12 protein-coding genes are annotated in these 14,089 nt (G+C 45.1%); 3 read left to right on the top strand and 9 right to left on the bottom strand.

The features are described from left to right. Positions 1 to 557 precede the first annotated feature (557 nt). The 6 genes from fre to trxA form a co-directional block, all read right to left on the bottom strand. On the bottom strand, positions 558 to 1,271 hold the full coding sequence (fre, locus tag AB4371_RS14425; protein WP_372150195.1) for an NAD(P)H-flavin reductase: 714 nt from the start codon (positions 1,269 to 1,271) through the stop codon (positions 558 to 560). A 20-nt stretch (positions 1,272 to 1,291) separates the two neighbouring features. Further along, positions 1,292 to 1,561 carry a 2Fe-2S iron-sulfur cluster-binding protein gene (locus AB4371_RS14420; protein WP_008224727.1) on the bottom strand — a complete coding sequence of 90 codons (270 nt, stop codon included), beginning with the start codon at positions 1,559 to 1,561 and terminating at the stop codon, positions 1,292 to 1,294. Beyond that, entirely contained in the window at positions 1,558 to 3,399 is a 1,842-nt protein-coding gene (ubiD, locus tag AB4371_RS14415) for a 4-hydroxy-3-polyprenylbenzoate decarboxylase (RefSeq protein ID WP_372150194.1), read from the bottom strand. The genes AB4371_RS14420 and ubiD overlap by 4 nt, the downstream gene beginning before the upstream one ends. A gap of 98 nt (positions 3,400 to 3,497) precedes the next feature. Next, a complete protein-coding gene (locus AB4371_RS14410) occupies positions 3,498 to 4,493 on the bottom strand; it encodes a hypothetical protein (protein ID WP_372150192.1) in 996 nt (331 codons plus the stop codon). Between the two features lie 111 nt (positions 4,494 to 4,604). After that, a complete protein-coding gene (rho, locus tag AB4371_RS14405) occupies positions 4,605 to 5,864 on the bottom strand; it encodes a transcription termination factor Rho (RefSeq protein ID WP_017062978.1) in 1,260 nt (419 codons plus the stop codon). A gap of 200 nt (positions 5,865 to 6,064) precedes the next feature. Continuing rightward, positions 6,065 to 6,391 carry a thioredoxin TrxA gene (gene trxA, locus AB4371_RS14400; protein ID WP_010440700.1) on the bottom strand — a complete coding sequence of 109 codons (327 nt, stop codon included), beginning with the start codon at positions 6,389 to 6,391 and terminating at the stop codon, positions 6,065 to 6,067. 111 nt (positions 6,392 to 6,502) lie between these two features. Between trxA and rhlB the strand changes: the two genes are divergently transcribed. Then, complete coding sequence (rhlB, locus tag AB4371_RS14395) at positions 6,503 to 7,813, top strand: ATP-dependent RNA helicase RhlB (RefSeq protein ID WP_017062979.1); 1,311 nt, start codon at positions 6,503 to 6,505, stop codon at positions 7,811 to 7,813. 6 nt (positions 7,814 to 7,819) lie between these two features. After that, positions 7,820 to 9,313, top strand: coding sequence for a guanosine-5'-triphosphate,3'-diphosphate diphosphatase (gene gppA, locus AB4371_RS14390; protein ID WP_372150191.1), 1,494 nt, complete (start codon positions 7,820 to 7,822; stop codon positions 9,311 to 9,313). A 511-nt stretch (positions 9,314 to 9,824) separates the two neighbouring features. Here gppA and AB4371_RS14385 read toward each other — a convergent pair. The 3 genes from AB4371_RS14385 to recQ form a co-directional block, all read right to left on the bottom strand. Continuing rightward, positions 9,825 to 10,496, bottom strand: a complete 672-nt coding sequence (locus tag AB4371_RS14385; RefSeq protein WP_048613244.1) for a 7-cyano-7-deazaguanine/7-aminomethyl-7-deazaguanine transporter — start codon at positions 10,494 to 10,496, stop codon at positions 9,825 to 9,827. Positions 10,497 to 10,756: 260 nt separating this feature from the next. After that, positions 10,757 to 11,068, bottom strand: a complete 312-nt coding sequence (locus AB4371_RS14380; protein ID WP_017061332.1) for a DUF3630 family protein — start codon at positions 11,066 to 11,068, stop codon at positions 10,757 to 10,759. 49 nt (positions 11,069 to 11,117) lie between these two features. Next, entirely contained in the window at positions 11,118 to 12,956 is a 1,839-nt protein-coding gene (gene recQ, locus AB4371_RS14375) for an ATP-dependent DNA helicase RecQ (RefSeq protein WP_372132671.1), read from the bottom strand. 179 nt (positions 12,957 to 13,135) lie between these two features. Here recQ and rarD point away from each other — a divergent pair, with 179 nt between their 5' ends. Beyond that, positions 13,136 to 14,050: an EamA family transporter RarD gene (gene rarD, locus AB4371_RS14370; protein ID WP_010440687.1), complete on the top strand. Its 915-nt coding sequence runs from the start codon at positions 13,136 to 13,138 to the stop codon at positions 14,048 to 14,050. Positions 14,051 to 14,089: the final 39 nt, after the last annotated feature.

The raw sequence follows: 14,089 nt of genomic DNA, 5'->3' as shown, positions 1-14,089 counted from the left end.
CTGACTTCAAAACTAATATTCATTCGAAAATGAACATGTAATTCTAAAGCTATTATCTTTCCAACAGAAAGATAATGAATTGACTGTGCCGATTAACTACAAGTAGTTAAACGTATTGGTCACTCAGTTCATTGAAATCATTTTGTTACCGAAGTAACTGTTATTACGCTCTTTCGAAAAAGAACCAATAACGTTTTGATATTCATCAACGAGTGCCCACACAGATTGATAGGTTTAAATTGTTAAAGAGCTTAACTTCTTGAGCGTTCCTTTTAAGTAAGGAGCCTCTCGAAGTGGACGGCCATTCTAGCGAATTAACATTCAGTGTCAAACACTTTTTGAAAATTAATTTTTTGTCGCTTTCCGTCTTACTGATTCCTGCTGAAGCCTTGTGGCGTCTGCCGTCTCAGTGGTGTCGCATTATAGGGAACCCTCTCAGCTTAGCAACTACTTTTTCATAAAAAATGAATAAATAGGGGTTAACTGCCTAATAGTTCACCTAAACGTAAAAAAGAGAGCATTTCTGCTCTCTTTTTGCTCAAAACCTAAGGGTATTGTTAGATAAATGCGTAAGCATCCGCGTACATATGGTCGCGCTTTGCTTCTTTATTCTGAGTAAATAGGTCTCTTGCAGCGCCCGCCATTTCAAAACGACCCGCAATATAGATATCGAAATCAGCTAATGATTCGAAACTTTGCGTGATAGCCTCAAGCACATTACCTGTTTGGCCGTGCCAAACTTCCGGTGCTTCTTCTACTACCGGTACAAAGTGCACATTGCTATGCTTTTCTGCAATGCCAACCAGCTCTTCTTTCGCATACAGCTGGCACTCATCTTTTGCGCCCCAGTATAGGTAGATCTCTTTCGAGCTATTTTGCGCGATGCAGTGATCAAGAATAGAGCGCACGTAGCTGAAGCCAGTACCACCAGCAATAAGTAATAGAGGGCGATCGCTTTCTTCTTTGATCCAAGCATCTCCGTGTGGAGCATCAATCGCAATATCGCCATCTTCAGCTTGTGCCTTCTTCATCGCTTCAACGACTTCTAATGCGTAAGCATTATGCTCGGCAGCACCAATATGTAGCTCAAGCTCACCTTCGTGGCGGCAAGGGCTACTTGCGATAGAGAATGGGCGCTTATCTTTCTCGCCCATCTCAACCATCAGGTACTGGCCCGCTTTAAAATCGACCGGTGTTTCTGGGTGAAGTAGGATTTGGTAAGTATTACAAGCCAAAGGCTCGATAGACTTCACTTTACATTTAATAGTCATGTTCTTCCTCTTACTAACCCTTAATCGGCAAAGGTTAGAACTAAATTACTTTCTGCAAATGCTTGGCAAGCAAAAATCCAGCCTTGTTGCTGCTCTTTCTCTGTGAGCATGGGTTCAAGGTGGTAACTCACTTGCCCTTCTAATTTTTTGCACATACACATTGCGCATGCGCCAACTTGGCAACGGTTTGGGAAATAGATATCGCTGTTGAGCGCAGCATCCAAGACCGTTTGCCCTTTTTCTACTGTGAAACTGATGTTTTCTGGGTATAAGACTACTTGGTAGCTCATGAAATTCCTAGTTGTTCCCAGATGCTATCAATCTTTTTCACGACATCAGGATCTTTTGTGATTGGAACACCCCACTCACGCAGGCATTCACCTTCCCACTTATTGGTCGCATCGAGGCCCATTTTTGAGTGTCCAGTTTCGTTCTGTAGGAATAACGTATCTCTCGCCGGATCCATCCTGGTCGTTACAGCCCAAATGATGTCATTCCAATCACTCACGTTGACATCACCGTCACACACGATAACAAACTTGTTCTCATCAAATTGAGACCAAACCGCTTCCATGATTTTCTTACCATTACCGGCAGCTTGCTTATCAATAGACACCACAACCATGCTGGCATTGTCGTTTTGCAGGTGAATATCAATAATTTCAGGATGAACTTTGGTTAACTCAGCCAAGCTACCTTCTATATGTTCACTATTTACAGGTGCTGTTTGGACATCTGGCGATAACGCTAACTCTGCGTCCCACTTCTTAGTGATATCTAGACCCATCTTAGAACCTAACCCAACCACGGGTGAGGCAAAATCCAATGAATCGATCGGCGTGTTCTCTATCATCAGGCTATCGCGTGACGGCTCCATATGTTCGCACATCGCTGCGGTTACTTGAGACCAATCGCGTGCATTCACATCTTCATCGCACACAAATACAAATTTGGTGTACATGAATTGGCGTAAGAAAGACCATACACCCATCATTACTCGCTTAGCGTGACCTGGGTATTGCTTCTTCATGGTCACTACTGCCATTCGGTACGAACAACCTTCAGGCGGTAGATAGAAATCTTCAATCTCTGGGAACTGCTTTTGAAGAATAGGCACAAACACTTCATTGAGCGCAACACCCAATACCGCAGGCTCATCAGGTGGACGGCCAGTATAGGTGCTGTGATAGATAGGGTTCTCGCGCATGGTTACATGAGTAATAGTAAACACATGGTGCTTTTCTTTCTCGTTATAGTAACCAGTATGATCTCCGTAAGGCCCTTCATCTGCGAATTCATTCGGGTCGATGTAACCTTCCATCACGATTTCTGCACTTGCAGGAACTTCTAAGTCGTTGCTGATTGATTTAACGACCTCAGTTTTACTACCACGCAGTAAGCCTGCAAACGCGTACTCTGATAAAGTATCCGGCACTGGCGTAACCGCACCAAGAATGGTGGCAGGGTCAGCACCAAACGCTACCGATACCGGAAATGGTTTACCTGGGTTGGTTTCCATCCAATCACGCAGATCCAGTGCTCCACCACGGTGGGCTAACCAACGCATGATGATTTTATTCTTGCCGATCTTCTGTTGACGATAGATGCCTAAGTTTTGGCGTTTCTTGTTTGGACCACGAGTAACCGTTAAACCCCATGTTAGCAATGGCGCGACATCGTCAGCCCAACAGCTCATCACCGGGATTTTATCTAGGTCGACGTCATCGCCTTGCCATACCACTTGTTGGCAAGCCGCTTTGCGAAGGCGTTTAGCCGGCATATTTAAGACTTGCTTAAATACAGGCAGTTTATCAAGAGCGTCTTTAAAGCCTTTTGGTGGCTCAGGTTCTTTTAGGTAAGCAAGCAACTTGCCCACTTCACGCAGTTCTTTGACTTCTTGACGCCCCATACCAATAGCAACACGGTTGGGTGTACCAAATAGGTTGGTCAAAACAGGCATGTCATAGCCTACTGGATTTTCAAACAAAAGAGCCGGGCCACCAGCACGTAGAGTACGGTCGCTAATCTCGGTCATTTCGTAGTCTGGATCGACTGGGTGAGAAATGCGTTTCAACTGACCAATACTTTCAAGATGGTCGATAAAATCACGTAAATCTTTAAAACTCATAGGACTTCTACATGCTGATTATTCTGCGCTCAGTATATCAAAAAGGGTGACGCTGAGATCCCCCTTTTTAGTGTGGTTATTGAGAGGCAAAATCCACTTTACGGTAATGCTTGCTCGATCAAAGAGCTCTTCACCTGAGGGTTATCATTGACGAGATCTTGCAACCATCGCGTATGACCTTGTTTGGCGAGTTCACGCGCGACTAATGGTGCTTCATCAGCAATCGCCATCCTAGAGACAAGGAACAGCTTCACCTCTTCTGATAAGGGGTTAACTTTGGTAAGCAAAGTAATCGCTTCATCTTTCAAACGCGGGTTCTTAGTCGCGGCCATCACCTGTTCAAGCGCGAACGTTTGTTTGGTTTCAGCAAGGCGAACTAGCTCAGCTTGGCTATGATAATCGGCCTTCATTCGCCATAGAATCTTGTAGACCTCTGGGTCTTCGCTCACTTGCGCTAATCGCACCACCACCTCAGTAGAGGGTAACCAGCTAACAATAGAAGATGCGGTGAGTTGCTTAGTTAGGTAATCAACCGCTTCAGGAGACAAACTGTCTAGCTCTCTAATGAGCAACGCTTCTCGCGTTTGAACTTGATATTCAGATCCAGATAACCACTCTTTTAGGTCGAGTTCCTGTTTCTCTGCATCTAGCACAAATACCAATGTCTTCTGATCTTGACGCCATTGTTTGATAAGGCGATTAGCAATTGAAGGGTAGTTAAAGGCAGGTACCGTAAACTCATAGCCATCTCCACGCTCTAATACTTGATAAGTGGGCGTGATAGCGAGTTGCTGCTCAATGAAGATAGACATCTTGGGGGTGAGTACGATTTTTTGCTGTTCAAGCTTCTTCAAGAGTTGGTAACGAGCCACCTCTTGCTGGGGAAATGTCAGGCGCTCAAGCGCAAAGCGTAGCGAATTGACTTCGTCACGTACGACAAGCTCGAGTAGTTCAGCAGTTTTCAGTTTTACTTGATCATTCTCAAGCCAAGACTCTACTGTAAGTGGAGACATCTCGGTGGCATAGCTCATACCAACCGGTGAAAATAACAGTGAAGTAGACAGGAGTAATGATGACAACAGTCCATGTTGCATTTTAACTTCCTTGTAACACTTTTACTCATTCTGCAAGCTGGCGCTACAAAATGCAAATAAAAAGCGCCACCCGAGGGCAGCGCTTATTAAATAACGATCAGCTAATCAATATTACTGACGACGCATTGCGTCAAAGAACTCATCGTTCGTTTTCGTCATTGCTAGCTTGTCGATAAGGAATTCCATTGCGTCGATTTCGCCCATTGGGTGAACAATCTTACGTAGGATCCACATCTTCTGTAGTTCATCGTTCTTGGTAAGAAGCTCTTCACGACGAGTACCAGAGCGGTTGAAATCAATCGCTGGGAATACGCGTTTTTCAGCAATCTTACGGTTAAGGTGCAGTTCCATGTTACCTGTACCTTTGAATTCTTCGTAGATAACTTCATCCATCTTAGAACCAGTATCAACCAGTGCTGTTGCGATGATCGTTAAGCTACCGCCTTCTTCTACGTTACGTGCCGCACCGAAGAAACGCTTTGGACGATGTAGAGCATTCGCGTCAACACCACCAGTAAGAACTTTACCTGATGAAGGAATCACAGTGTTGTAAGCACGAGCTAGACGAGTAATAGAATCCAGTAGGATAACTACGTCTTTCTTGTGTTCAACAAGGCGTTTCGCTTTCTCGATAACCATTTCTGCAACTTGTACGTGGCGAGATGCTGGCTCATCGAATGTTGAAGCAACTACTTCGCCTTTAACTAGACGCTGCATTTCTGTTACTTCTTCTGGACGCTCATCGATAAGTAGAACCATTAGTTCACACTCAGGATGGTTACGTGCAATGCTTTGAGCAATGTTTTGCAGAAGCATTGTCTTACCCGCTTTAGGCGGAGCAACAATCAGACCACGCTGACCTTTACCAATTGGAGATGCAAGGTCAAGAATACGAGCCGTAATATCTTCAGTCGCACCATTACCCGCTTCCATCACCATACGTTCGTTAGCGTGAAGAGGAGTAAGGTTTTCGAAAAGAATCTTGTTACGAGCGTTGTCTGGCTTGTCGTAGTTAACCGTGTTTACTTTAAGCAGTGCAAAGTAACGCTCACCGTCTTTAGGTGGACGGATTTTACCGCCAATAGAGTCACCTGTACGTAGGTTAAAACGACGAATTTGGCTTGGTGATACGTAGATATCATCTGGGCCAGCCAGGTATGAACTGTCGGCGCTACGTAGGAAACCAAAACCGTCTTGAAGAATTTCTAGAACACCATCACCAAAGATGTCTTCACCACTTTTTGCATGCGCTTTAAGGATGGAGAAGATAATGTCTTGTTTTCTTAGGCGAGCTTGATTTTCAAGACCTAAGCTTTCGCTAAGTTTAACAAGCTCAGACACAGGTCTGTTCTTCAGTTCAGTAAGATTCATAGTGGTGGAAGTTTGTTTAGTCAAAATAGGATCTGTTTTCTTGAGTTAAGAAGGATTTGGTCACAGGATCGACCAAGAAGAGAAATTCGTTCAATTAACGTGCGATAAATTAGCACTAAAACTAAGACTAGTCCATAGCTTAGAAAAAACAAAACCGCGCATTTGTTAACTGCACGGTTTCTTTTCAAATGCTGACCTGATTAAAGGTTAGCGTCTAAGAACTCTTTAAGTTGAGTTTTAGATAATGCACCAACTTTAGTCGCTGCTACGCCGCCATCTTTGAAAAGAAGTAGCGTTGGAATACCGCGAATACCAAACTTTGGTGGAGTACCAGCATTTTGGTCGATATTTAATTTACCGATTGTGAGCTTGCCTTCGTACTCGTCTGCGATTTCATCAAGAATCGGCGCAATCATTTTACATGGACCACACCATTCTGCCCAAAAATCAACAAGAACAGGGCCTGCAGCATTGATTACATCGTTATCAAAACCGTCATCAGTTAGCTGCAAAATCTTATCACTCATCTTCCACTCCAATGTATTTTTTAGAACTGGTTGGATGATAACCAGTAAATAGATGCCCTATTGGAATGTATTTACTTTCGTATTGCAAGCTTAAGCTGATATTCTATAGCAATGAAAAAGACGCATATCACAGAGCAAAAGTTCGCCGACTTGGATTTACTTCCGCAAGTCATTGAAGGATTGGAGAAAAAAGGGTTCGATTATTGTACCCCTATCCAAGCCTTGGCGCTCCCGGTACTGCTCACCGGCCAAGACATTGCAGGCCAGGCCCAAACGGGTACTGGTAAAACGCTTGCGTTTCTTACTGCTACTTTTAACCACCTGCTAAAAACATCTGAGCATGAAGGGCGTAAGCCTAACCAGCCACGTGCGATTATTATGGCACCAACGCGTGAACTCGCGATTCAGATCTACAACGATGCTGACTCTCTGGTTGAAAGCACAGGTATCAAGGCAGCACTTGCTTACGGTGGCGAAAGCTACGACAAGCAACTAGGTAAAATCGAAGAAGGCGCAGATATCTTAATTGGTACGACTGGCCGCATCATCGATTTCTACAAGCAGAAGGTATTTAACCTTAACCACATTCAAGCTGTTGTTCTTGACGAAGCTGATCGCATGTTCGATCTTGGTTTCATCAAAGACATCCGCTTCTTGTTCCGCCGTATGCCTGAGCCAAAAGATCGCCTGAACATGCTGTTCTCTGCGACATTGTCTTACCGCGTACAAGAGCTAGCGTTCGAACACATGCACAACCCAGAGCATGTTGTTGTTGAGCCAGAGCGTAAAACAGGTCACCGCATTCAGGAAGAGCTGTTCTACCCATCAAACGAACACAAAATGGCACTGCTGCAGACTCTAGTTGAAGAAGAGTGGCCAGAGCGCGCTATCATCTTCGCTAACACTAAGCACAAATGTGAGTCTGTTTGGGGTCACCTAGCTGCAGATGGTCACCGTGTTGGCCTGCTAACTGGCGATGTTCCTCAGAAGAAACGTGAAAAGATTCTTGAGCAATTCACTAAAGGTGATGTTGACCTGCTTGTCGCAACCGACGTTGCAGCACGTGGTCTACACATTCCTCAAGTAACACACGTATTCAACTTCGACCTACCTGATGACTGTGAAGATTACGTTCACCGTATCGGCCGTACAGGTCGTGCTGGTGCAAGTGGTCACTCGATCAGCTTTGCTTGTGAAGATTACGCAATCAACTTGCCACCAATCGAAGAATACATTGAGCACGCGATCCCTGTGTCTGACTACGATGCTTCTGCACTGCTAGAAGATCTACCAGCACCATTGCGCTTACGTACACGTAACCCGCAACAACGCCGCTCAAACAACAATGGCCCACGCAACGGGAACCGTAAACCAAACCAGAACCGTCGCCCACGCCAACCGCGTCATAACAAGGAAGCTTAGTCGCTTATGAGTCAAACAGTGTCACCCCCGCTTTACGCTGCAATCGACCTCGGGTCGAACAGTTTTCATATGCTCGTTGTGCGTCATATCGATGGCAGCGTACAAACCATGGCTAAAATTAAGCGCAAAGTGCGTTTAGCTGCAGGCTTAGATGAAAATAATGCGCTTAGTACAGAAGCCATGCAGCGCGGTTGGGACTGTTTGAGTCTCTTTGCAGAGCGACTTCAAGATATTCCGAAAGAAAATATCCGCATTGTCGGTACAGCGACCCTACGTACTGCTATCAATGTGGATATATTTCTAGAGAAAGCGAACCAGATCCTTGGTTACGACATCAATGTTATCTCCGGAGAAGAAGAAGCTGCGACTATCTATAAAGGCGTAGCACACACTTCTGGTGGCAGCGGCCGCCGACTGGTTGTTGATATTGGTGGCGCAAGCACCGAGATGATCATTGGTGAAGGCTTCTCAGCGAAAGCACTAACCAGCCTAAAGATGGGCTGTGTTACTTGGCTTGAGCGCCACTTTAAAAACCGCCAATTAACCGCTACCAACTTTAACAACGCCATTGAAGCGGCGAAGTCGACGTTGGCTCCTATCCTAGATAGCTACACTGATATCGGATGGGATGTGTGTGTGGGCGCCAGCGGTACCGTTCAAGCACTGCAAGAGATCATGTTGGCGCAAGGCATGGATGAAGTGATTACTCATGCCAAACTTAAGCGTCTACAGAAACAAGCGATGATTACTGAGCGCTTGGAAGAGCTAGAAATCGAAGGACTTACCCTTGAACGCGCATTAGTGTTCCCGAGTGGCCTTTCCATTCTTATTGCTATTTTTGAGTTGCTTGAAATAGATTCAATGACACTCGCAGGCGGCGCACTCCGTGAAGGCCTAGCCTACGAGATGGTTGATGAGCTTCGCCAAGAAGATATCCGAGCGCGTACCATTAAGAGTGTTCAATCACGCTACCAAATGGACGTAAGCTACGGTGAACAAGTTGCTGTAGTCGCACAAACGCTGCTAGACCAAGCGGGCGCCGAAGCGTGGGTTTCAGAACCTCAAGCTGGTGTGCTATTGCAAACGGCAGCTAAGCTTCACGAGATTGGTTTAACCATCGATTTCAAAAAAGGCGGTGAGCACAGCGCTTATCTGCTGCAGAACTTAGACCTACCTGGCTTTACTCGAGCGCAAAAGCACTACTTGGGTGAGTTAACTCGTCGCTACCGTGAACAGTTAACCTCATTACCAGAGCAACACGCTATCTCAGGTACCAGCAGCAAGCGTATCTTACGTATTCTGCGTTTGGCTATTTTGTTGACTCACCGTCGTAACCCAGACCTTGAGCCACAAGTGACACTGACAGCCAATGGTGACAACTTAACGCTCACCATCGATAAGCAATGGCTTGCGAGTAATCCACTGACCGCAGCTGAACTAGAGATCGAATCCAACCGTCAAACAGACATTGGTTGGCCTCTGACGATCGCAGAGTCGTAATTCTTACACTTGTTTAGATACACAAAAGGCCTTCACAATTGAAGGCCTTTTTATTACTCACTTCCCTGCACGCTTCCTTTGCACACTTTATCTCATTCGCTCCATTACGAGAGTGCTCACTTCGAACCATCGAATTATTCCGATTGAATAGGAAATGCTTTCTTCCACTTTTTACGGCGATAGTCGCTGTATACACAGTAGAGTTTGAAGGTGATAAGGATGAACATGGCGAGACTCATAATGACAAAGAGCCGCCATTCTACAAACGTACACGTTCACCACATCACCAAAGGATTACCATTCAATAATAACGATATCAAGAAAACATAAACCAATAACTTATCAACAACTTAGAATGAAAAGGCAAGTTGCCTGGGTAGTGCATTTGAAGATAAAGAGGGAGAAAAATCGCTAGAGAAGAGAAGAAAAATAGAGGGGAATAAGCGCCCTTCAACGAAAATCAAAGGGCACTGAATGATTAAGGTCTTATCGAACTATCGATAGTAAAAAGCTATACGTTCACGCCTGTCGCTTTAAAGTCAGGGTTCACTGCGGTTAGCTTTCTAACAATGTAGTTAAGAAGCACACCGTACATAGGCACGAACAAGCCTAAGCTGATGATAAGTTTGAATCCGTAATCGACTAAGGCAATCTCAGTCCAATGCTCGGCCATGAATGGATCTGGGCTTTGGTAGAAAGCAATCGCAAAGAAAGCGATGGTATCAATAGCATTACCGAATAACGTTGAGCATGTTGGGGCTACCCACCACTGTTTAAGCTGACGTAGGCGGTTGAAAACATGCACATCCAAAATCTGACCTAATAAATAAGCCATGAAGCTCGCCGCGGCGATACGTGCAACAAACAAGTTGAACTCACCTAGTTGGCTAAAGCCTTGGAATGAACCTTCAAAGAACACCACTGACAAGAAATAAGAAACGGCCAGCGCTGGTAACATCACTAAGAAAATGATTTTACGGGCAAGCTGCGCGCCAAAAATACGTACGGTCAGATCGGTCGCTAGAAAGATAAACGGGAAAGTGAAAGCACCCCAAGTGGTATGCATACCGAAGACGGTAAAAGGTAGCTGAACCAGATAGTTGCTTGACGCAATAATCACCAAATGGAACAAAACTAATAGTGCTAGGGCTTTGCGCTGTTGCGCAGGGGTAAAGTTACTCATGCTGTACCTTTTTAGTTTGGTTTGGGGGTGAGGGAACCCAAATCGAGTCATTTCTTCGAATAATCCAAGAAAGCTCTTACCAATAATGTGAATTAAAAAATGTATCTAAAAATTGCTCTGTTGAACGGCGGGCGATTATACATTAATCAATATTGGCTGCAACGGTGAGAACAAACGCAAACGTTTATTCTCACTTTTATTGGTAAATGGCTTTAGAAACTATGTGTTAAAACACTAGGTTTTAGAAGCGATGCTAAAAGTTAAAAACCGCGCTTGAAAAGCGTCGCGAGATAATCAAACTCTTCTCGGCTTTCTTCAGCGTTTAGCGACTCAAACCAGATTGATTCACTGTAGTGCTCAGACTTTAAGAACATTCGACAATCTTCAAAATCAATCAACCAAGAATGCATATCGGCGTCCCATTGCTTTTCAACAACAGACGCTGACAGTAACGCCACCAGCTTTTCACCTAATACTTCGTAAGAATCAAAATCAAAACTTGGAGACGTAATCAATAAACGCCCTTCCTCAGCTAAATATTCTCTTAAGCCAAATTCTGTTTGTGTTGTCATGTCCCTATCAACCTTATTCTTTTTCTATTAGTTAGACGTTTCTTGCAAACTAGCCGTGTGTGGTGATGTGTTCTTGAATCAAATCTAGGAATGGGTCTGCGTACTTATCCAGTTTACGTTGACCAACACCGTTGACTGCCAGCATCTCTCCGTATGAGGTAGGCAGTATTTCAGCCATATCAATCAAGGTCGCATCACTGAATACCACGTATGGTGGTAAGCCATCTTCATCTGCAATCGACTTACGCAGCTTACGCAGTTTCGCAAACAGCTTCTTATCGTAATTCTTGCTGCTTAACTTATCGGACTTAGCATTACGCACCGCTGTATCTAAACGAGGAACAGCCAATTCCAAAGACATCTCACCGCGCAGCAGCGGGCGGGCTTCTTCGGTTAACTGTAAAGTTGAGTTACGAGTGATGTTCTGGAACAGCAAGCCTTTATGAATCAGCTGACGGAAGATACTGATCCAGTAATCATGACTGTGATCGCGGCCAATACCGTAGGTAGATAGCTTATCGTGACCATTATCACGGACACGAATATTCTGCATACCACGCATCACTTCGACTACGTAGCCCATACCAAACGACTGATTGACACGGTACACACAAGACAACGCCTTCTGCGCTTCTTTAGTCGCATCAAAATGCTTAGGTGGATCGAGGCAGATATCGCAGTTGCCACATTGCTTCTCACGATATTCGCCAAAGTAATTAAGCAGAACCTGACGACGACAAGTTTGCGCTTCAGCAAAGGCACTCATCGCGTTCAGCTTGTGCATTTCAACTTGTTTCTGTGGGCCTTCTTCTTTCTCATCCAGCATGCGACGCAGCCACCCCATATCAGCAGGGTCAAACAGCATCATAGCTTCTGCAGGCAAGCCATCACGACCCGCACGGCCAGTCTCTTGATAGTAAGATTCGATGTTACGTGGTATATCAAAATGCACCACAAAGCGTACATTGGGTTTATTGATACCCATACCAAACGCCACAGTCGCCACAACGATCTGAATATCATCGCGTTGGAAGGCCTCTTGCACATAAGCACGCTCATCGGTGTCCATTCCGGCATGATAACCCGCCGCACGAAGACCGTTATTGCACAGCTTCTCGGTCACCATTTCCACTTTTTTACGGCTACCACAGTAGATAATGCCGCAATTACCTTTCTGTGTTTCTAGGTAGCGAACCACCTGAGACACTGGCTTGTGTTTCTCTACAAGGTTGTAACGAATATTAGGACGATCGAAGCTGCCTAAATAAGTGTGCGGCTCCACCAACTGCAAACGCGAGATAATATCTTTGCGCGTCGCATCGTCAGCGGTTGCCGTTAGCGCCATATAAGGTACATGCGGGAAGTACTGTTTAAGTTGCCCCAATGATGCATATTCAGGGCGGAAGTCGTGTCCCCACTGAGAGATACAGTGCGCTTCATCGACTGCGATCATTGAAAGAGGAAGCCCTTGTAGACGCTCGATAAAGTCACGCATCAACACCCGCTCTGGCGAAACATAGACCATTTTCAATTGGCCTGAGTTCATGCGATTAAACACCGAGATTAGCTTTTCTCTTGGCATCGACGAGTTAATGCACTCAGCAGCGACGCCATTGGCCTTCAATTGGTCAACTTGGTCTTTCATTAGCGAGATCAGTGGTGAGATAACCAAAGTTAACCCTTCACGAACCAAGGCCGGAATTTGATAACACAGCGACTTACCGCCACCAGTTGGCATAATCACCAAGCTATCTTTGCCTTCAACGGCAAGATCGATGACCTCTTGCTGACCATCGCGAAAACTTTGATAACCAAAGACATCTTGTAAGATGTTTTGCGCATCATTCGCGGGAGTCGGTATTTGCTCAGCAATCAGAGTGGCGGTCATTGTGGTTCCTAATCGAGGTATAAAATCAGCCAGCATCATTCGCAAGCAAGGCGCACATTGTAGAGGGGAACGCTGGTGAATTAAACCGCAAATTGTTAGGTGAAAAGGGTTAACGCTCCTATACTGACCAACTCTCTTATAAATCTTATTAATAAGCACTCAATGCTAGAGAAAGTTGTATGACCCCTGAAGAACAACAACGTACTCGCCAAGGAATCTTGCTTGCCGTCGGCGCTTACACCATGTGGGGGATCGCCCCTATATATTTCAAATCTTTAAGTGACGTCTCCCCGCTAGAGATCCTTAGCCACCGTGTAGTTTGGTCTTTTTTCCTACTCGCTTTCTTACTGCATATTGGTCGCAGCTGGCGCAAGGTTCGTGACACCTTAACCTCAAAACCAAAAATGCTTTATTTGGTGGCGACTTCGATCTTGGTGGGTGCCAATTGGCTCATTTTTATCTGGGCGGTTAATTCCAATCATATGCTCGATGCCAGCTTAGGGTATTACATCAACCCACTGATTAACGTCTTGCTTGGGATGCTGTTCCTTGGCGAACGTTTACGCAGACTACAGTGGTGTGCGGTTGCGCTAGCGGCTGTCGGAGTCCTTATCCAATTGATAGCCTTTGGCTCAATTCCTATTGTCGCTATCGCATTAGCCTTTAGTTTTGGTTTCTACGGCTTGCTACGTAAGAAAGTTAGCTTAGAGGCACAAACAGGTTTGTTCATTGAAACCCTAGTAATGTTGCCTCTCGCTGCAACGTACTTACTGTTTATTGCCGATAGTCCAACCTCAGACTTATCAATGAACCCGATGCAGCTCAACCTATTACTGGTTGCTGCTGGTGTGATTACAACCATCCCTTTACTGTGTTTTACGGGTGCAGCTACGCGATTAAAACTATCGACACTGGGTTTCTTCCAGTACATCGGTCCAAGCTTAATGTTCTTATTGGCCGTGCTGATTTATGGTGAAGCCTTTACGTCAGACAAAGCTGTTACCTTTGCCTTTATTTGGGGGGCATTAGTGGTATTCAGCTTTGATGGTTTGAGTAACAACAAGAAGAACAAACAAGCTAAACAAAAGAACTGATCGTTTTTTACAAGACAACTGCGAGTGACGAAGATAAGC

Origin of the sequence: Vibrio sp. 10N.261.51.A3, from assembly GCF_041471965.1 — a bacterium.
Lineage (GTDB): Bacteria > Pseudomonadota > Gammaproteobacteria > Enterobacterales > Vibrionaceae > Vibrio > Vibrio crassostreae_C.
Note: the sequence above shows the minus strand (reverse complement) of the source record. Positions and strands in the feature narration are given on the sequence as shown.